Origin of the sequence: Acinetobacter sp. ANC 4973 (genome assembly GCF_002135275.1) — a bacterium.
Taxonomy (GTDB): Bacteria; Pseudomonadota; Gammaproteobacteria; order Pseudomonadales; family Moraxellaceae; genus Acinetobacter; species Acinetobacter kyonggiensis.
Window position 1 is genome coordinate 243,601 of the sequence record NZ_NEGM01000005.1, and the last position, 19,828, is coordinate 263,428.

General features: G+C 37.7%; 18 protein-coding genes. 7 read left to right on the plus strand and 11 right to left on the minus strand.

The genetic code is table 11. From position 1 onward, the window contains the following. The first annotated feature begins 46 nt into the window (after positions 1–46). From B9T30_RS08575 to B9T30_RS08585, 3 genes are all read left to right on the plus strand, one after another. The gene (locus B9T30_RS08575; protein WP_086184606.1) at positions 47–1,255 is read left to right on the plus strand and encodes a DUF1615 family protein; all 1,209 of its coding nucleotides are present in this window, start codon (positions 47–49) and stop codon (positions 1,253–1,255) included. Further along, positions 1,222–1,872, plus strand: a complete 651-nt coding sequence (locus tag B9T30_RS08580; protein WP_086184607.1) for an HAD-IB family hydrolase — start codon at positions 1,222–1,224, stop codon at positions 1,870–1,872. The genes B9T30_RS08575 and B9T30_RS08580 overlap by 34 nt, the downstream gene beginning before the upstream one ends. A gap of 173 nt (positions 1,873–2,045) precedes the next feature. Next, on the plus strand, positions 2,046–2,249 hold the full coding sequence (locus tag B9T30_RS08585; protein ID WP_086184608.1) for a hypothetical protein: 204 nt from the start codon (positions 2,046–2,048) through the stop codon (positions 2,247–2,249). 44 nt (positions 2,250–2,293) lie between these two features. Here the strand turns inward: B9T30_RS08585 and B9T30_RS08590 are convergent, their stop codons facing one another. Both B9T30_RS08590 and B9T30_RS08595 read right to left on the minus strand, forming a co-directional pair. Further along, on the minus strand, positions 2,294–3,388 hold the full coding sequence (locus tag B9T30_RS08590) for a fatty acid desaturase family protein (RefSeq protein ID WP_086184609.1): 1,095 nt from the start codon (positions 3,386–3,388) through the stop codon (positions 2,294–2,296). 14 nt (positions 3,389–3,402) lie between these two features. Further along, entirely contained in the window at positions 3,403–4,470 is a 1,068-nt protein-coding gene (locus tag B9T30_RS08595) for a ferredoxin reductase (RefSeq protein ID WP_086184610.1), read from the minus strand. A 140-nt stretch (positions 4,471–4,610) separates the two neighbouring features. On the opposite strand from B9T30_RS08595, the gene fabR reads away from it, so the two are divergent. Continuing rightward, the gene (fabR, locus tag B9T30_RS08600; RefSeq protein ID WP_143223202.1) at positions 4,611–5,306 is read left to right on the plus strand and encodes an HTH-type transcriptional repressor FabR; all 696 of its coding nucleotides are present in this window, start codon (positions 4,611–4,613) and stop codon (positions 5,304–5,306) included. 66 nt (positions 5,307–5,372) lie between these two features. Here the strand turns inward: fabR and B9T30_RS08605 are convergent, their stop codons facing one another. From B9T30_RS08605 to B9T30_RS08625, 5 genes are all read right to left on the minus strand, one after another. Then, entirely contained in the window at positions 5,373–6,179 is an 807-nt protein-coding gene (locus B9T30_RS08605; RefSeq protein ID WP_086184716.1) for an alpha/beta fold hydrolase, read from the minus strand. 160 nt (positions 6,180–6,339) lie between these two features. Beyond that, entirely contained in the window at positions 6,340–6,606 is a 267-nt protein-coding gene (locus tag B9T30_RS08610) for a PAAR domain-containing protein (RefSeq protein WP_086184611.1), read from the minus strand. Between the two features lie 450 nt (positions 6,607–7,056). Next, a complete protein-coding gene (gene rapA, locus B9T30_RS08615) occupies positions 7,057–9,894 on the minus strand; it encodes an RNA polymerase-associated protein RapA (protein ID WP_086184612.1) in 2,838 nt (945 codons plus the stop codon). A 143-nt stretch (positions 9,895–10,037) separates the two neighbouring features. After that, entirely contained in the window at positions 10,038–10,682 is a 645-nt protein-coding gene (locus tag B9T30_RS08620; protein ID WP_171264143.1) for an RluA family pseudouridine synthase, read from the minus strand. A 583-nt stretch (positions 10,683–11,265) separates the two neighbouring features. After that, positions 11,266–12,255 carry a zinc-dependent alcohol dehydrogenase family protein gene (locus B9T30_RS08625; protein WP_413772561.1) on the minus strand — a complete coding sequence of 330 codons (990 nt, stop codon included), beginning with the start codon at positions 12,253–12,255 and terminating at the stop codon, positions 11,266–11,268. Between the two features lie 132 nt (positions 12,256–12,387). Here B9T30_RS08625 and B9T30_RS08630 point away from each other — a divergent pair, with 132 nt between their 5' ends. Next, positions 12,388–12,741, plus strand: coding sequence for a winged helix-turn-helix transcriptional regulator (locus tag B9T30_RS08630; protein ID WP_086184614.1), 354 nt, complete (start codon positions 12,388–12,390; stop codon positions 12,739–12,741). A gap of 215 nt (positions 12,742–12,956) precedes the next feature. Here the strand turns inward: B9T30_RS08630 and B9T30_RS08635 are convergent, their stop codons facing one another. From B9T30_RS08635 to B9T30_RS08650, 4 genes are all read right to left on the minus strand, one after another. Continuing rightward, positions 12,957–13,373: a GlcG/HbpS family heme-binding protein gene (locus B9T30_RS08635; RefSeq protein WP_086184615.1), complete on the minus strand. Its 417-nt coding sequence runs from the start codon at positions 13,371–13,373 to the stop codon at positions 12,957–12,959. A 94-nt stretch (positions 13,374–13,467) separates the two neighbouring features. Then, entirely contained in the window at positions 13,468–14,772 is a 1,305-nt protein-coding gene (gene hemL / locus B9T30_RS08640; RefSeq protein WP_086184616.1) for a glutamate-1-semialdehyde 2,1-aminomutase, read from the minus strand. 45 nt (positions 14,773–14,817) lie between these two features. Next, positions 14,818–15,438 (minus strand): thiamine phosphate synthase, encoded by a 621-nt coding sequence (gene thiE / locus B9T30_RS08645; RefSeq protein WP_086184617.1) that lies wholly within the window; start codon positions 15,436–15,438, stop codon positions 14,818–14,820. Between the two features lie 635 nt (positions 15,439–16,073). Beyond that, positions 16,074–16,457 (minus strand): DUF962 domain-containing protein, encoded by a 384-nt coding sequence (locus B9T30_RS08650; RefSeq protein WP_086184618.1) that lies wholly within the window; start codon positions 16,455–16,457, stop codon positions 16,074–16,076. Between the two features lie 273 nt (positions 16,458–16,730). Between B9T30_RS08650 and B9T30_RS08655 the strand changes: the two genes are divergently transcribed. Together B9T30_RS08655 and B9T30_RS08660 are read left to right on the plus strand one after the other, a co-directional pair. After that, positions 16,731–18,191 (plus strand): inorganic triphosphatase, encoded by a 1,461-nt coding sequence (locus B9T30_RS08655; protein WP_086184619.1) that lies wholly within the window; start codon positions 16,731–16,733, stop codon positions 18,189–18,191. A gap of 157 nt (positions 18,192–18,348) precedes the next feature. Beyond that, positions 18,349–19,812 (plus strand): CHAD domain-containing protein, encoded by a 1,464-nt coding sequence (locus B9T30_RS08660; protein ID WP_086184620.1) that lies wholly within the window; start codon positions 18,349–18,351, stop codon positions 19,810–19,812. Positions 19,813–19,828 lie beyond the last annotated feature (16 nt).

Below are 19,828 nucleotides of genomic sequence, written 5' to 3' on the forward strand. Positions count from 1 at the left end.
GCATCTACTGTATTGGCTCATCCTTTTGGAACATGTTTTCATCCTTATGAAAAAAACTCTTTTTATTTCATCTCATCTTAAATCCTTGAGTATCCTTGCATTGTCGCTAAGTTTAGTGGCATGTGGTGATGGTTCTTGGTGGTCAAAAAATAATGAACCGACTTTAGAAGAAGATCAAATTAAACGCCTAGTCCCACCACGGGTGAACAATCGTAGTTCATGGGCTAAAGATATTTTTAGTATTACCAATCAGCTTGATATTCCTCAAACCAAAGAAAATATTTGCAGTATTGTCGCTGTTGTAGATCAAGAATCTAACTTTGTCGCTGACCCACAAGTTCCGGGTTTAGGTGAAAAAGCAGTGAAAGAAGTCCAAGATCGTTTAGAAGAAAAATTTAAAGATAAATTAGGCGATGGTTTGGGCGGAACAGTTGCGGGTTATTTTCAAGAAGTTTTAAAAAATCAGCCAAGTCCTGAAGATAACTATTTAAGTCAAATGCGTCGGGTGAAAACTGAACGTGAACTGGATGAACTATATCGCGAAATTTTTGCTTATATGTCCAAGCACTACCATGTCAGTGCATTAACGGGTGCAGCAAAATTAGTGGGCCAAGACATTGGTGAAAAGCTAAATCCAATTACCACATTGGGTTCAATGCAGGTTCATATTGGATATGCTAAAGAACACAAACGCCAAGGCGGCAATATTGCAGAATTACGCACTGACTTATATAGTCAATATGGCGGTTTGTATTACGGTATACATCGTTTAATGATGTATCCTGCGGATTATGATAAAGCGATTTATCGTTTTGCAGACTATAACTCAGGTATGTATTCAAGCCGTAATGCAGCATTCCAAAGTATGCTCAATGATCTTACAGTCGCTGAATTAGACTTAGATGGAGACCTGTTACTTTACAACAAAGATGGTTCAATTCGCTCTGTCAGCAGTCAATCTGAACGTGAATTGATTAGTGTGTTTGCAACCAATAACATCTTGGTCACACCACGTCAAATTCGTACAGACTTAAAGAAAGAAAAAGATAAAAGTTTTGAAGATACAGCAACATACCGCGCAGTAACTAAGCTCTACAAAGAGAAAACGGGTAAAAAACCTATCTATGCCATCATGCCTGAGGTCGTTATTTCTGGCCCTAAACTTAGCCGTGACTATAATACCAACTGGTTTGCAACACGCGTAAATGGAAGATACCAATCATGTATGCAACGAGCAAAAAGAATAAAAATTTAGCGCTCTTCGATTTTGATGGAACCCTGTGTACAAAGGATAGTTTCACGGGGTTTATATTTTATGCGCTATCTAAACGGCATATCGTCAAACAAGGGATTAAAATCCTACCGTGGATCCAAGCCTATTATTTAAATGCCTACCCTGCACATGCCATGCGTTCTAAATTATTTCGTGCAATGTTTACGCATGCCGATGCACTAGAATTGCAACAAGTTGCTCTAGAATATGCAAACAGCTTAATGTCCCAACTAAATCCTGCATTACTTAAACAACTTAAGCAACATCAAGCTTTAGGGCACGATATTGTATTGGTTTCAGCATCGGTAGATATCTATCTAGAACCGCTCTGTCACTTATTAAATATTGATTTAATTTGCACGCAGACTGAAAAAATAAATAATTTATATACGGGACAATACATAACGCCAGATTGTAGTTCAGAACAAAAAAGGCTACGTATTTTAGAAAATTACCCTTTAGCGAATTACGCTGCGATTTATGCTTATGGCAACAGTCATGAAGATAAAGAAATGCTGGCTCTTGCAAATCATGCCTATATGATCGGTGTCAATAAAATACTCCCACCACTACCGAACAGTATTCAAATTGCCATTTAACTTCAAAATATTCAGTACCTTGATTATTTTCGATCTAAACAATAAATCAAACCATTAAAATTGAACAAAAATTCAAATTAAACTAATGTTTTATTGATAAAAAATACTGTGATAGTATCTACATAAATAATAAATACAGTGCATAACAAACAATAAATAAAGGTAAATGTATAATGAATTTATTTAATCCCCCCAAACAAGTAAAAGGTGTATATATTCGTTTTGGCGAAAATCCTTTTGTGTTGCTGTCCTTATTTTTCCGTCAGGCTAAAAACCAAAATTGGAGTCAGCAAGAAATTACACATGTATTGGATAAAGCAAAAAAAGGCAATTATGCACATTTAGTTAAAACACTTAAAGCGCATATCCACCATTAAAAAAACCACTTCATTTAAAGTGGTTTCTTGGTGCAATATTTCATTTATTTCTTAAATGGAAATGCATATTTTGCTATACGTTTAAGTACACTACCATATTGTTTCAATAGACTGGCATTGTTGTAATTCAAGCCATACTTTTCACATACAGCCTGTACCTTCGGTGCCATTTTACGATAGCGACGTGCTGGAATATCAGGGTATAAATGATGTTCGATTTGATGACTTAAATGCCCTGTCAAAATATGGAAGGCTTCTGAACCGGTTAAGTTCGATGAACCACGAATCTGGCGCATATACCAATGACCGCGACTTTCATTTTCCAGTACTGTTTTTGGAAACACTTCAACGTCTTTAGTGAAGTGACCACAAAAAATAATACTAAATGTCCAAATATTACGAATACCATTCGCAACTAAGTTACCCGCTAAAACAGGCAAAGCCGCTGGACCTGCAATTAAGGGAAAAAAGACATAATCTTTAAACAGCTGTTTGGTGATTTTAGTCTGTAAAGGTTTCCACTCTTCTTTTAGTTCCTGTTTAGTCTTACGACCAAACCACACTTTGCCAATTTCAAGGTTTTGAATTGCAACCCCCCATTGGAATAGCAAACAAAATGGAATGGCGTAAATAGGTTGTAAAAGAAAGCCGGGTTTCCAACGCTGTTCAGGGAAAAGACGTAATAATCCATAACCAATGTCATCATCCATACCTTTAATATTGGTATAAGTATGATGTTTATAGTTATGGGTTTGACGCCAATTATCCGCTGTGCCCACAATATCCCACTCATAAGTTGGGCCATGGAATTTTGGATCATTCATCCAGTCATATTGACCGTGCATGACATTATGACCCAACTCCATGTTTTCCATGATTTTAGAAAAACCAAGTAAACCTGTACCTAAAAGCCATGCTGGTGGAAACCATCCTGCAAATAAACAGGCACGACCCGCGATTGATGAATAACGCACGGTTGAATAAACACGGCGAATATATTTGGCATCTTTTTCACCAATATCATCTAAGACTTCTTGTTTAATCGCATCTAGCTCACGTGCTAAAGCATCGAGTTGAGATTGAGTAAGCTCGCCATTTTTAGGGTTTTTAAAATATTGCATTTTAACGGGCATATTCATAATATTGGACTCACTTATAAATCAATAACAAGGTCAGACTGAGCTGAGTTGACACATATTTTCAATACATTACCGGGTTCTGCATTTTGACTACCATTCACCATATTTTTGGTTGAACCTTCAACTTTATTGCAGACGCATTTATTACAAATGCCCATACGGCAACCATGAGTGGGTTTGATATTTTGCTGTTCCAAACTGGTTAAAATGGACTGCCCTTTTGGAATGGCAATGACTTTTTTAGATTTCAACAAAGTTACATTGACAAAGCCAATATCAGAACTCTCTAGCGGTGTCATACTAAAAGCTTCACTTTTAAAACTTTGAGCATGTGCAAATAACTGTTCAGCTTGCGCTACAAATCCAGATGGACCACAAGCATAGACCACGTTATTTTCGATATTTGAAATTAATGCCGTATGCGCTACATTTAAGCGCTCGCCAGCATCATCTTCTTGAGTATAAAAAACTTGAAATGTAAAATTAGGATATTGTTCAGCGAGCTTCTCAAAATGTGCTTTAAAAGCAACATCGGTATATTCTCTGACCCAATACAATAATTTTATCGGTGCTTGAGCCATCCGATTGGTCTTGGATAATGCTTTGAGTAAACTGAACATTGGCGTAATACCACTCCCCGCAGCCAGCAATACCATCGCTTGAGCTTGTTCAGGTAACAGCATATCGCCATAAGGCTGACCGAATTCAAGAATATCGCCGACTTTAGACTGCTCAGCTAACCACGAACTGACTTTACCCTGATCGACTTTTTTAACGGTTAATAACACATGTTGTGTATCCAGTTGAGTCAAGCTGTAGCTACGTTCATAGCGAGTACCATTGACACTCACAAAGATCGGATGATGCTGTCCAGCTTGCCCTACATCAAAATGACGATTGAACTGAATGGTTAAACTCACCATGTTTTGAGCAGAATTTTCTTTTTGAACAATTTTGCCCAATGCTTGATTGAGAGACCAAAGGGAGTTAAATTTTTGCAACCAAAAATTAGCTGCATGCTGATCAATAACAATTTCAGCAAGTGAACCGAAGGGAGATTTGGTTTTTTCTAAAACATGCATAGTCAGATACCACGCGATTGAATTTGTATTATTATACACATGTATATATATTTGTATATACACTTGTATTGTTTCTATTCATTTCCCATGTGACCAAGCAACCGCTATAATGTTTGAGTGTCTTTAATCTCTTGAAAAATATGAACCAGTCTTCAATTAAAAAAAATGTTACTGCCACAATTGATGCACAAAATTTTGCGCATGAGCCAGTTGTTGTCCGCACAGTCGGTCGAAAAGCAACGATTACCAAAGAAGAACTGTTTCAAGCTGCGCTCAATTTAATTGGGCCTCAAAAAAGTATTTCATCCCTAAGCTTACGTGAAGTTGCCCGAGAAGCTGGCATTGCACCGAACAGTTTTTATCGACATTTCAAAGACATAGATGAGCTTGCAATTGAATTGATTGATCGCTCAGGCAATGTATTACGCCAAATTTTACTTGAAGCACGTTTAAAAGCCTCGAAACAAAACAGTATCATTCGCAGTTCTGTTGAGGTTTTCATTGAACAATTGGATGCAGATGAAGGTAATCTAAGTTTATTACTTCGTGAAGCCTATACTGGCTCTACCTCATACAAATTAGCCGTTGAACGCCAATTAAATTATTTTCAGCAAGAACTCAAAGACGATCTAATTCTGTTAGAACGCTTAAATAACAGCAAACTGTGCCACCCAGATTTGGTAGCAAAAGCAATTACGCAATTGGTCTTTAATATGGGTGCTAAACTTATTGATATCCCCATCAATGAACGTAAAGAAGTGGCAGAGCAAACCATGATCATGATTCGCATGATTTTAGAAGGTGCACGTCATTTGGATGAAGCCAAAATAAGCTAATAACTTAGGCTTAGGAGTGATCACTTATTTGAGTATCTCCTTTACTGCTTTAGCATCATTTTTTCATTACTTTTTTTGCTGAGCAATAATGTGTTTAACCAATTCGGCTGTTTTTTCAGGCTGTTCTAAAGGGAACATATGCCCGCCTTGCATCAAACTATAATTAATCTGATAAGTCTTTTGTATGCCTTGTGGAAAACCTTGTTTATAAAATGGACTCTTGTTTGCACTAATTAAATGGACAGGTACAACGGGTGCTTTTCTTGGTGTACGCCACCACCAGGCAGGTACAGTTCGAAAAATTTCAGCTTCAATGACTTTAGGGACAGTTAAAGTTAAACCACCACGCTCAGTATCTTCTTGTAAACCATAGCTTAAAAAATCTTGAAAACAGGTTTCATCAAAATGTCGGAATAATTGATTATGCCGCATTGAAGTATATGCATGCGCATGATCTTTCCAGTGATCAGTGCGTTTCAAGGTAATTCCTGCTGGTGTAAATTGATCAATGGCTTTGAGTTTTAATTTCTTTGCAATCTCAAACATTGCTGATTTAGAACCAATCACAAAAGGCGGATCCATAATCACCAATTGTGAAAATAAATCAGGACGTTTATAAGCACTCATAAGTGTTAATAACGAACCAAAGGAATGCCCCAGACCAACCACCTTTCTGCCCTGAAATTGTTGTTCAACATCATCAATAATTTGATCAACCAAGTAACGCCAATCATGAGTAATCGGGTACTGTGGATTCATTCCAATCATTGGGATGGACTTTAAATCAAACTCATCTTGAAAATAAGTAAAGAATTTTTGATAACTTTGCGCAGGAATTCCATTGGCATGAGTAAAATGAATTTCTGTTTTCATAAATAATTCATCAGCCATTCGACTGTGCTCTTCTTTTGATAAAGTGATTAACCGAATTACTAGCTTACGTAAAAATATACGGAGATTAAATCAATAAATCATCAATAGGCTGACTTCAAAGTCAATTTTGCTCTTAATACAGCAATACTCAATAGAACGCTTATTTTTGTGAAACAAGCAAAGCTTGATTGGCTAAAAAAGTGGCACCACAGGTGGTTTTATCTCCAGCGAGTACCACTCCTCGCCCTTTTACCAGTGTTGACTGATCTGCCGCAATGGATGACACCACAACTTGGCATTTGGGACAATAATGTTTCATTCCATGCAAATGTACTGCAATACCATTGATAACAAATGTGTTTTCACATTCAGATACGATGCCGCCATGTGTCGTTGAAGACCCCATCGTCACTAAAGATTTAGCCATAATTTTTCTTATATATTTTTTAAATTTATGTCCTATTTTAACATAAGCTGAATTCTAAACGCCAGAATCCCCTATGCTTGAAAATATAAGAAAATAAAAAAGCACCCGAAAGGGTAATACCAGTCAGTTAAGGATTTAGAAATGAAATCCTTAGTTTTTAGTTGTTCATGATGGAGTCTTATATTTTTAAATCAAACACTTGGAGCTCACCTATTACTTTGGATAAGCCCAAAGTAATCAAAGGCATTGTCATCCGCAAAACTCGCCAAATACCTTTTATTGATTAATAAATCGCAGAAACCTTACTTTTTTAAAATAGTTTTGCCTCGAACAGTTGCGGATGACGTTTCCGTGTATCGAATAACATTATGAATTTAAAAAATAAAATGCCAGTCAGTTACGAAATTGACTAGCATTAACCCGAAGGTGCTTTCTTATTTCATTCAAAACTTAAGGTTTAACCACCACAAGCACTTGAATGGCTTCAGGTGTGACAGACAAGCCATCAAGCAAGCTAATGCCTTCTTTTTGCAATTTTTGTAAACGTGCAATTTCATCTTCACGAATACTTGGATTAAATTGCTTAAGATAAGTTAAACGGTCAATTTCATATTGCCATTTATTGCCATACACTTCTTTGGCTTGTTGTTTAAAGCTTGGTAATGCTGCCTTTGCAAGATCCAAAGCTTGTACATAACGTTGTTCAATCACATCACGGCGCGCTTTCACCACCTGACGGCAGCTATTACTGTCCAAATGATGTAAATAAGGTTTCAAAATATCGGGTGCAATCTTATTCGATAAATCCTGACCTTTTTCACTCAATAGAACACGAATAAGTTGCTGCGGCAGGCTTGACGGTAAGTTCAAGGCTTTCGGTGCAACCACATCAACTTTAAACCATACTTCCAACAACACCGAACCTTGTGGTAATGCCGCAGATTTCAACACAGCAACATTGGTACTACCAAAGCCTTGTGTATTAATCATTTCCATGACACTTTCTGTGAATGGATGTTCAAGGGTTAAATACTGCGCATCTTCACGGGTTTGTGCTTGGTCACGATAGAAAGTGGCTGTCATGCCTTCTTCATCGAGCGTTAAACCTTGAACCTGCATTTGATCCGTTGGTTTAATAATTACAGTACCGTTACTTTGCTCATCGAAGTCGATATTGGTCGATGCCATGAAGCGCTTCATAAACATTGGCAACGTGGTGTTGTCATCATAATCTTCAAGTGCTTTCACAATTTCTTGCGCCACTATAGGACGACAAGAGTTGTATTCTAGCAAACGGTCACGACCTTCCTGCAATTCAGCTTCCAAAGCTTCGCGCTGTACACAGACTTCTTCAAGTAAATCTTCAAACTGTTGACCCAAATCATTCAACAAACAATCTTTTAATTTAATAATGAAGTTTTCTTGCAGTGTTTGAGCCGTAGGTGAAATATTACTAAAAATATTTAAACCTTCATTGTACCAACGGAACATACGCTCTTGTGCTGTCCCCACTAAATAGGGCACATGAATTTGAATACGGTTTTCTTGACCAATACGGTCTAAACGACCAATACGTTGTTCTAAAACGTCTGGATTCGCAGGTAAATCAAATAAAATGAGGTCAGAAGCAAACTGGAAGTTACGTCCTTCAGAACCAATTTCTGAACAGAGTAAAATTTGTGCACCGTAAGAATCTTCAGCGAAATAAGCAGCCGCTTGGTCACGCTCAAGTAAGCTCATGCCTTCATGGAACATGGCAGTACGAATACCCGCATGTAAACGCAGTACATTTTCCAGCGCTTCAACCACAGGGCCAGTACGTGCTATCAGCAATACTTTTTTGTGTTTCAGTCCTGTGCGAAGCATTTCCATCAACCACATGACACGCGGATCATGTTCCATCCAAGCACCATCAAGCTGTGCTTCTTCAGGCCACATTTGTTCACGTAATTTGCCATCTTTAGACCAGTGTGCTGGCGCAGGTAATGCAGCAGGTTGACAGTCACGACCTGGGAAACCTTGAATCGCTTCACGGGTATTACGGAATAAAATACGACCTGTACCATGACGGTCTAATAATTCATGAATGGCACGGAAACGTTGTTCTGGCTCATCCTGAATACTATGCCCAAGCAAACTTTCAATAGCAGATAAATGACCTTGTTCTAAAGGTAGATCTGACATCAACACTTCCGCAATTTTTGCAGTGTGGTGATATTGCACTTCTTCATCTAAGAAACGATCAAGTGAACTAAAACGCTGTGGATCAAGTAAACGTAAACGTGCGAAATGACTTTCTACACCCAATTGTTCAGGGGTTGCGGTCAGGAGTAAAACACCCGGTGTTTTTTCAGCAAGTTCTTCAACAAGGTCATAACGGTCATTACCACCTTCTTCTTCACTCCACATCAAATGGTGTGCTTCATCGACCACAAGCAGGTCAAAACCAGCTTCTAGCGCCTGCTCACGTAAATCATCGTGATCGACCATTAAGTCCACGCTGGCAATGATGCATTGCTCAGTCAAGAATGGATTTAAATCAGGATCATGTTCTTTAATGGATGCTGTACGGGTTAAATCAAATAAAGAGAACTGTAGATTAAAACGGCGGCGCATCTCAATCATCCACTGATATTGCAGTGAATCGGGTACTAAAATCAAGATACGTTCTGAGCGACCTATTTTAAGTTGCTGATGAATAATCAAGCCCGCTTCAATGGTTTTACCCAAACCCACTTCATCGGCAAGTAAAACACGTGGTGCAAAACGCTGCCCTACTTCATGGGCAATATAAAGCTGATGTGGAATCAGACCGACACGCGCACCGACCATGCCTCGTAATGGACTCGCTTTCATATTGGCTTGCATAAGCAAAGCTTCAATACGCAGGTCATACCATTCTTTATAATCAATTTGACTGGCAAGCAACCGATCAAGTGGTTTAGACAACTGAATATGAGCGCCCACACGAGTTTCATTTAATGATTTACGCTCTTCAGTCCCGTCTTCTAAAGTACGCACCACGTTATAACGCACCACACCATGACGATCTTCAAAAGACTCAACATTCCACTTGGTGCCTTCTTGATCTTGTAATTCATCTTTAATGTTAAAAACAATACGCGATAAAGGTGCATTATTACGTGCGTACACACGTGTTTCATCACTTTTCGGGAATAAAATGCTAACCGATCGTTCATCTACATCAATAAGAACCCCTAAACCAAGCTCTGTTTCTGTATCTGATAACCAACGCTGACCAATAGCAAACTGATGCAATTTTTCCACCTTTATCTAAAAATGAGGACACTAATTTTAAACTCAAAACCTGATTAGTATTTGAGCAAAAAAATAGGTCTTTAAGCAATATATTTTGACATAAAGCCCACTAAAAAGTGAGCAAATTCGATGACGATTAAAAAGTTTTTATCTTAAAAAGGAACAGGATAATAAAACTCCACCAATTCCTCTGTTTGAGGATGGTAAAAACCCAAGTGTTCAGCATGTAAGCATAGACGGGGAATCAACTGTTGCTGTTCCAGTGTTGCATATAAAGTGTCACCCACAATCGGATGCCCCAGATACTGCATATGTACGCGGAGCTGATGTGAGCGGCCTGTAATAGGGGTAAGTTTGACACGCGTGACCGCCTGCCCTTGAATTTCAAAATGTTCAATGGCTTGCCAATGCGTTAATGCAGGCTTGTTATGATGAATATCGGCAATATGTAATGGCGGATGTTCAGGGTCATAAACCACAGGTACATCAACTGTACCCTCACCCACCAAATGTCCAGCCACAACGGCTTGATAGGTTTTTGCTGTTTGACGTTCTTGGAACTGACGGGAAATGGTTTTTTGTCCCCATTTGGTCAAACCAAAAACCAAAATACCCGAGGTATCACGGTCTAAACGGTGAATCAATAAGGTTCTAGGTTCTATGTTGAGTAATCGGTTGATGACACAGTCTTGTAAATCTTCAGTTTTTCCGGGAACGGTGAGTACACCCGCAGGTTTATGGATCACCATAAAATCTTCATCACGATGTATCAGGTGTTCGGTTAGAAAATTACTCAATGTTCAATTCCAAGCTGATCGCGAAAACAAGCCAGCAATAATAGAAAGCTTGACACAGAATTACAATGCTCAATGCTAGAATTGACGACGGTTTTTCCGATTTTGACTCAAAATTATTTCAATTTAGCTTCAACGTCCCGCTGAATGCAGTACATAAAAGACGATCTCTAAAGCATCTTTGTCTAACTGCAAAATCAATCACTGCTCAGCAACAGCAAGCAATATTCCTTCATTCGATCATACTTGTCTGCTTGGCGCACTGAACGACCATAAATGAATGGTGAAAATTTGATTTTTTTGGGGCATGGGGTAAAACAGGAAAATTTGATGAGTACAAATAACGAGGCTATTTAAAAAGTTTGAAAGGTTAATGTATAAAGGGTTTAATGTGAATACTAAACGAAAAGCCCCCTTTTTTCGGGGCTATTAAGGTTTGGTGTTATTCCCAAGTAGAAATGTCCTATAAGCGTCATTATGTTAAATAGATAGAGAATTTATGAGGAATTAAGGTGATAAAAATAAAAAACTCAACAAAGTGCCGAGTTTTTTATTTTTGGGGAAGATAGTTAATTATTTGGCATTTTTATATATTGGTGATGTCAATGACAACCTTACCTAAAGCTTTGCCAGCAGCTAAATAATTATGAGCTTCAACAACTTGATTGATACTAAATTCTTTAGGATCAAGTAGTGGTTTAAGTTTATTACTTTCTGCAAGTTGAGTCGCAACTTTTAAAATATCACCATGATGTTGTCTACGATCATTTTCAAGCATTGGCCATAAAACGAATACACCTGAAATCGTGACATTGCGTAGCGAGCTTGGAGCTAAATTAATTTCAGTGAAGGCATTACTACTTACTATATGACCATAGGGAACTGTAGCTTCAAGAACTTGTTCTAATTGTGTTCCACCATTCGTGTTATAGATCAGATCAAACCCTTTTCCATCTGTAAATTCAGAAACACATTCATTAATGGTCTGTGTCTTATAGTCAGAGAAAGTTGCTCCATAGCTTTCAATAATGTCTTTTTTAGCTTGAGAAGCGGTAGCAACAACTTTAGCACCATGAGCTACAGCAATTTGTACTGCCATGTGCCCAACACCACCTGCACCCCCTTGTACTAGCACAGTGTGCTCTGGTTTTAAATTTGCTCTATCAATTAGCCCCTCCCAAGCTGTTAAGAATGTTAATGGGATTGCTGCTGCTTCTCTCATTGTTAAATTCTTAGGTTTGAGTGCAATTAAACGAACATCAGCTAACACATATTCAGCTAATGTCCCTGCTAAACCACGTACACCACCAACCAAGCCATAAACTTCATCACCAATCGCAAAGTTATCAACGTCATTTGCAACAGCAACGATTGTTCCTGCCATATCTGTTCCAATAATTGCAGGAAGGGCTGGCATAGCATAAGGTGCTTGACCTGTACGGATTTTATAGTCAATAGGATTAGTACCACTTACAGCGATTTTTACTAAAACATGACCATTAATGACTTTAGGAATATCAACAGTTTCTAACTCTAATATGCCTGTTTCGTAGTTTTTTAATACTAAAGCTTTCATTTTTTCAGGGTTCATTAAAATACAACTTTAAAAAAGATAGGCTATTTTTTATTAGAATGTTAAAATTAGCAACTAGTTACCTTTTTGTATAATAGTAACCAAAAAGTTACCATAAGCAGGTTTTTATCATATATGTCACTGATTATTTTAGAAAATTGTCCTAGACGCAGAATACATAAAATTTTAGATCATAAATGGAATTCAATGATTTTATATCTACTCTCTCAAAGTCCATTAAGAACTGGTGAGCTTCAGCGTTGTATGCCAGGTATATCAAAAAAAATGTTGATACAAAGCTTAAAGGAACTCGAGGGTTATGGTTTGATTAATCGTAAAGTTTACGAAGTCATTCCACCTCATGTGAGCTATTCTTTAACTGATATTGGTAAAAAAGTAGTTGAACCTTTATTCATGCTTTATGAATGGGCGGATCAAAATGAAGACGTTCTAGATACTATTGAAAGTAATATGCAAAAGACAAAATAGATATCAAGTTTAAATATGGTGTAATTTTAAGTTTTGCTAAAATTAACATAATACACCTTATACGAAGTTAAATTGTAAGCCCCAAATAGAAATGTCCGGTTTCTCCAAAGTAAAAATGTCCGCTTTTAGAATACTCAACTAAAGATTTTCTGAGTGGGCTTTTTTACATGAAACATCATATTCCAAACTTATTTAACAAAAAAATTTCATACTTTTTATAAACTTGACATTAAAAAAGCTTGAATTGCATGTTGTGCAATTTCTGCATCCTGAAAAGATTTGACCCCAGAAACACCCATCGCTCCGACCAATTGCCCTTGATATATAATCGGCTCGCCACCCTCTAACATGCCAGAGAAACTATCCATGGTCAAAAAACCCATTTGACCATTTTTAATAATATCTTCAAATAATTTTGATGGACGACGGCTGATGGCTGAACATTTGGCTTTTTCTAAACATAAATTTGCAGTCATAGGTGATGCACCATCCATACGCTTCATAGCCAATAACGTACCTGTTTCATCCACAACAGCAATACTGACGTTAAAAGCATGTTGTATTGCATATTGATGGGCTTGATTTAATAACCATTCAGCATCTTCAAGCATTAAATAATGTTTTGTTTTCACGTTTATATCCAGATGAGGTCATATAACAATAAAAAGCCCGTAGTCCTTCAACCACGAGCTTTATAATCAAGCAATTGAGTTAAACGCTCTTTGTTTAAGAAGCGCTCATTTCAGCAAAAGTTTCACGTGCGACTTGAAGAGTAAATTCAATATCTTCATCCGAATGTGCAATCGAGATAAAGCCAGCTTCAAATGCTGATGGTGCAAGGTTTACCCCACGTTTTAACATACCGTGGAAGAATTTACGGAAGGCATCTACATCACATTTCAACATTGAATCAAAACTGGTAATGTCTTCTTGGTCAGTAAAGTACAAACCAAACATCCCGCCCACTTGTTGAGTTTTAAATGCAATACCTGCTTCATCCGCAGCCACTTGTAAACCAGCCAACAATTTGGCTAATTGTGCGGTTAATTTCTCATAAAAACCTTCGGCACGTAAATGTTTAAACATTTCAATACCAGCACGCATTGCTAAGGGATTACCTGACAATGTCCCCGCCTGATAAACTTTACCCAGTGGCGCAATACACTCCATCACTTCACGTTTACCACCGAATGCACCGACGGGTAAGCCTGCACCAATAATTTTACCTAAAGTCGTCAAGTCAGGTGTTACGCCATAATGGGCTTGTGCCCCGCCCAGACCGACACGGAAACCTGTCATTACTTCATCAATAATAAACACTGAACCATGTTCATCACATACATCACGAATTGCTTGTAAGAAACCATCAATTGGTATAACCAAGTTCATGTTACCCGCTACAGGTTCAACAATGACCCCAGCAATTTCATGACCAAATTTAGTAAAGCATTCTTTAAGCATTGCAATATCATTGTACGGAAGGGTTAAAGTATGCTTCGCAAAATCAGCTGGCACACCCGCAGAAGTCGCTTCACCTTCACCATTGGTCAACATACCCGAGCCCGCTTTAACCAAAAGCGAGTCTGAATGACCGTGGTAACAACCTTCAAATTTTACAATTTTGTCACGCCCCGTATAACCACGCGCTAAACGAATGGCAGTCATGGTCGCTTCAGTTCCCGAATTGGTCATACGAACCAATTCAATCGACGGCATAATTTCACAAATAATATCCGCCAAAGTTGTTTCATGAACCGTAGGTGCACCAAAACTTAAACCGTCCACAGCAGCATCTTGAACTGCTTTAATGATGGCTGGATGCGCATGCCCTAGAATCATCGGCCCCCATGAACCCACGTAATCGACATAACGCTTACCATCGACATCGTACAAATACGCACCTTTGGCTTTTTCGATAAATACAGGCGTACCACCCACCCCATTAAAAGCACGTACTGGTGAGTTCACCCCACCTGGAATATGTTTACTGGCTTGTTTAAACAATTGTTCTTGCTTTGGAGATAAGCTCATCAATTTACTCAACTAAAAATTTAACTACAAAAATAAAAAAACTGCTTAAAACGTCGCACTAAAAAGTTCAGACCACTCATCTAAACGTTCAGGAATATGATTCATTGGACGACCTAAAATATCACTGATCACCGCACATAAATCTGCGCCTGCTGTAATCACAACATCGGAATTTTCAACCGTTAAACCACCAATCGCACAAATCGGTACATTCAACTTGGCTTTTGCTTGCTTTAATGTTTCCAGACCAATATTGCCTGCTTCAGGTTTAGTATCAGTGGCATAAATTGCACCAAATGCCACATAATTTGCACCTTCTGCAATGGCTTGTTCAGCCAGTTCGAGTGAATTATTACAACTACAACCAATCAGTACACCTTGAGGCAATTGTGCGGCAGCATCGGCAATTGAGCCATCATCTTGCCCTAAATGTACACCCACACCATATTTAACGGCCATTTCTAGATCATCATTAATCACAAAAGGAACAGCATATTCAGCACACAAGGCTTTCATATATTCCACTTCGTAAATTTGATCTTCTTTTGTGACTTTCTTACGGCGATATTGCAATACGGCTACGCCACCATTTGCAAAAGCACCTTCCAACTTTGCAAGTAAAACCTCTAAAGGATCATCATTGGTAATAAGATATAAACCGCGCATAAAAAACTGCCAAAATTAAAACTGCCCCTATTATATGCACAAGATTAACTAGATTCAGTGCATTTCAGGCAAATACCAATTGATTGCTAACGATATACGGATTAAAAACTGAGAGAATTGTAATCAATCTCACATTTTCCATCCTGCAGTGAGAAATACCTATTTTCAGGGATAGATCGAAGACACATTTAAACGGTTTAATACAACAACAGAATAACCATAAACAAAAAAATAGTAACTTGGAACAAAAAAACGAATTGACTTTCTAATGCTTTGTCATAAAACGCGCTTGGGGAAGCGGACAAAGAATTAGAGAGTCAACTATTTTAGCTAAAACCTATTTCAATTCAATCTATTAACCCAATAAAAATGTATTTCTCCAACGATAAAATACTGTAAATTTTCGCTATAAATTCATCCATAAAAAAAGCCCAGAGAAAGGTCGCTCTAGGCTTGGAAAGCTTTAAATTTGTATTTTTGTTTAATCTAAAAGATCAACAATTCAACATATAACTATTAATAGAATATTCATTCTATTTTTGCAAGCCCTAAGCAGTTTAAATTTTTGATCAAAGTGCGACTTGTTTTTCATAACATCATTATTATGATGGCTAAATCATGCTTCAGCGCTCTCATTAGCTTGAAATTTTATCCAATGAGCGGTCTTTTAAACTTAAATTTCCTCGTAATACATCGGAAAACATACGCCAATCCGAAATAAAACTATAGATCGGTTGTTTAAAACTAGCTGGTTTATTTTTTTCAAAAACGAAATGTCCGACCCATGCACAAGCATAGCCAGATAGCAGTCCATAGATAAAATATTTTGGCTTTCTTTGAAGAATCGCTTTACTCAAAAAATACACCCCGACACTACTTCCCAATACGTGTAAACGGCGACTGATGATATTTCGATGCTCGGTTAAATAAAATCGATAAAATTCATGATAATTTTGAATAGGAAGCTGAAATTCTGGTTGTGGGTTAAGTTCCAATTTAAGCTCTACGGGTGCATTCATTTTTATCATCCTATTTATTTTTCTTTACGTTAGCGTATTTTCCATACAAACAAAAGTGTTCCTAGCGATAACTTTTTGTTCATTTCAAATGCAATGTCTGAAGAATCGCTTCGTCAAGTCTTACATGAAAAATCATTTTCGCTACAATTGCAGGTTTAAAATAAAGAATACAATTCAAGCGCTATTAAGAATCACTTTTTCATAACGCATTTGTACCGTAAAGATGACGTTTTTTATGTCTAACATAGCGTCAAAAAATTAGGATGAAAGATCATGGTCGAAGTTGAATTAAAATTTCAAATTCCAGAAGCACGACGTAATGCTTTACTCAAAGCGTTAGATCCTAAAAAATCAGAAATTATTCAACTTAAAGCAAAATATTATGACACTGAAGAACGCTTACTTTCACAACATGGTGTTGCCTTAAGACAACGATTAGAAGGTACACGTTGGATTCAAACCTTAAAAGCTGCTGGAAAAAGCCATTTACACCGCTTTGAGCACAATTATGACCTTGGTGAACAAGAACAAGCACCAGAGCTTGATTTAACTCTTTATCAAAACGATGCTGAAGCACAGCAAATCCTTAGCAATGCTTTGGGCAAAGCACAAGCACAGCTTAAATTACAATTTGAAACAGATATTCAGCGCACTTTTCGCGTTCTTCGATTTGAAGAAACCGACATTGAAGTCAGTTTAGATGTCGGTGAAGTCCGTACTGCAACTGCACAGTGCGAGGTTCATGAAGTTGAATTCGAGCTTAAAGCAGGCTCAATCCAATCCCTTTTAGCCTTTAGTTTTGAATGGGTAAAAAAATACCAACTTTGGTTAGATGTTCGTAGTAAAGCTGAAATAGGTCATCTTTTAGCCACCCATCAAAAAGTCAGTTCGGCAAAATCAGCAAAAGAATTTACTTTAAGTAAAAAAGATTCTGCCAACAAAAACTTACGACTTCTAATTGCTCAACAATTACAACATTTACTGCCAAATATTGCCGCTATTTCAGCGATTGTGGCGGAAAAAGAACATGTTCAACAAGCCCAAATTGCCTTAGATCATTTGAATTTAACGCTATCTTTATTTAAAGATTGGAATGACGCTGTTTCAGATAAATGGGCCATGCAACTGGGTGCATTTAAACAGCAGTTCGATCATTTACAGCATTTGGAACACATGCAAACCACTTTGGGAGCCTTTTTACAAAACCCCAACACCGCATCCAATCTGACCAAAGATATTTTGTATGCCAAAGAAAAGTTGTCCAATTTGGTTCGCTCAACGCAAAACGTACATCATTATTTGGAACTCTTGATGTTCAGTTTAGAGCAAGAAGAAAAACCTCAAACACATGATTTAAAATGGTTTGCTCAAAACACATTGCAAAATCAATACAAGCAATTACATGACAGTTTAACCAGTGCAAATATTGCTGACTTTGAAAGCCTCGATAAATTATCCACTAAAATTCATGAGTTAAAATTTAGCTTCCCTATTTTAACTTCAATTTATGATGTTAAAAATTTGCAAAAATACAGCAAAGCTTTAAATGACGCTCAGCTTGCCGCCAGTGAATATCAAATTCTGGCTTCTTCCGCAGCTTATATTCAACAAACTGAACTTGAAGCCAGTGACTGGTTTGTTTTGGGTTGGCTCACCGCGAAACAAGAAGTTTATGCGCAGCATTTACTTGAAGCGACTGAACAATTCCTAGTCAGCCGAAAATTTATTAAGTAAACCATCAAAAGCGTATTATCCCCTATTCGAATCACTGCCGATATTTTGGACGATACGCTTTATCTACTTTTTCAGCATAACATGACTACTATTTTATTCAGTCTGGCTTACAATTAGGATAGAACGACATCGATAATAAAATGTCAGGAGTTTTGATATGCTAGAAGTTGAATTAAAATTTCAGATCCCCTCGCAACATCAAAAAAAACTCTACCAATTGTTTTTGGCTAAAAATGCGCAGCCTCGCTCACTATATGCACAATACTACGACACCCCCGAACGACATTTAGCTCAACAGCATATTTCATTGCGACAACGCCTTGAAGATACGCACTGGATACAAACCTTAAAAGTATCCAGTGAGCATCATTTAGAACGCTTTGAATTAGAAATTGATTTAGGAGCAGTTGAGCATCCCGCTTTAAATCTCGAAATTTATCAATCACATCCACAAGCAAAAAAAGTGCTAGAGCATGCTTTAGGCAAACAGGCTAAAAATTTAAGCATGCAATTTGAAACAGATGTAAATCGCCTTGTTTATGTTGTGCATTATAATCATGCAGAAATTGAAGTCAGTTTGGATCGGGGTGAAATTCGTCATGACAAACAGAAACTAGCCATTTATGAGCTTGAATTTGAACTTAAAAAAGGTGCAATCCCCAATTTTATTCAATTTATCCAACCGTGGATTAAACAATATGATTTATGGTTAGATGTGAGAAGTAAAGCACAGCGTGGTGATTGTCTAACCCAAGAATTAAAGACTACAACTGTGCAATTTGCAGCTCCACTGCAACTTAATCGACAAGACTCTACCGATGCCGCATTAAAACAAATCGTAAATAATAGCTTACAACATTTATTGCCCAATACCACAGCCATTGCTTCTGAACACTATACGCATGAACATGTACACCAGACGCGTGTCGCGATCCGCCGCCTAAGAAGTGCTTTACGTATTTTTGGCAATTGGTCAAATGATGTTGATCCAAACTGGCAACAACAACTTACCACACTGTTTCGTCAACTCGGTTCAACACGAGACTATGATGCCTTAAATGAAGGACTCATCCCACGGTTACAGCAAGCAGGTGCTCCTTTCACTCAGCTTCCCCCCGTTACCGAGGAGAATAATGTCCCCATTGATGCGTCTTTACGTACTTTAGATACTGTTCAGTTGATGTTAGCGTTACTGCAATTCGTGCATCAACCCACTAAAAAGCAAAAAAAGATGGTCTTAAAAAAAGACATTGCAAAAAAACTCCAGAAATTGCATCAGCAAATTTGTAAGGATGCCGACCAATTTCTAAAACTGGATATTACGTCACAACATCGCACCCGCAAACGAGTCAAACGTTTACGTTATTGTGTTGAATTTATTGCCTCGCTCTATCCCAATAAAGCCGTTAAAAAGTATCTTAAAGACTTAAAACCACTACAAGAAAGTTTGGGACAATATAACGACTTACTTGTGGCTGAAGCACTATTTCAAGGCATTGTTAAACAGAAACAAAAAGTCTGGTTTGTTTTGGGCTGGATTGCCAATGAAAAACAATACATGTTGCAACAGTCAGAGCAGCATTTAATAACCTTTTCCAAAACTAAGACTTTTTGGTTATAAAAGAGAAGCAAATATC

Bases quoted from the DNA above. Each gene is read 5' to 3' on its own strand.
- B9T30_RS08575 (WP_086184606.1), top strand. From the start codon at position 47: ATGAAAAAAACTCTTTTTATTTCATCTCATCTTAAATCCTTGAGTATC.
- B9T30_RS08655 (WP_086184619.1), top strand. From the start codon at position 16,731: ATGGTCGAAGTTGAATTAAAATTTCAAATTCCAGAAGCACGACGTAAT.
- B9T30_RS08595 (WP_086184610.1), bottom strand. From the start codon at position 4,470: ATGCATGTTTTAGAAAAAACCAAATCTCCCTTCGGTTCACTTGCTGAA.
- fabR (WP_143223202.1), top strand. From the start codon at position 4,611: ATGAACCAGTCTTCAATTAAAAAAAATGTTACTGCCACAATTGATGCA.
- B9T30_RS08625 (WP_413772561.1), bottom strand. From the start codon at position 12,255: ATGAAAGCTTTAGTATTAAAAAACTACGAAACAGGCATATTAGAGTTA.
- B9T30_RS08605 (WP_086184716.1), bottom strand. From the start codon at position 6,179: ATGAAAACAGAAATTCATTTTACTCATGCCAATGGAATTCCTGCGCAA.
- B9T30_RS08650 (WP_086184618.1), bottom strand. From the start codon at position 16,457: ATGAATGCACCCGTAGAGCTTAAATTGGAACTTAACCCACAACCAGAA.
- B9T30_RS08585 (WP_086184608.1), top strand. From the start codon at position 2,046: ATGAATTTATTTAATCCCCCCAAACAAGTAAAAGGTGTATATATTCGT.
- B9T30_RS08590 (WP_086184609.1), bottom strand. From the start codon at position 3,388: ATGAATATGCCCGTTAAAATGCAATATTTTAAAAACCCTAAAAATGGC.
- B9T30_RS08610 (WP_086184611.1), bottom strand. From the start codon at position 6,606: ATGGCTAAATCTTTAGTGACGATGGGGTCTTCAACGACACATGGCGGC.
- B9T30_RS08580 (WP_086184607.1), top strand. From the start codon at position 1,222: ATGTATGCAACGAGCAAAAAGAATAAAAATTTAGCGCTCTTCGATTTT.
- B9T30_RS08630 (WP_086184614.1), top strand. From the start codon at position 12,388: ATGTCACTGATTATTTTAGAAAATTGTCCTAGACGCAGAATACATAAA.
- thiE (WP_086184617.1), bottom strand. From the start codon at position 15,438: ATGCGCGGTTTATATCTTATTACCAATGATGATCCTTTAGAGGTTTTA.
- B9T30_RS08660 (WP_086184620.1), top strand. From the start codon at position 18,349: ATGCTAGAAGTTGAATTAAAATTTCAGATCCCCTCGCAACATCAAAAA.
- hemL (WP_086184616.1), bottom strand. From the start codon at position 14,772: ATGAGCTTATCTCCAAAGCAAGAACAATTGTTTAAACAAGCCAGTAAA.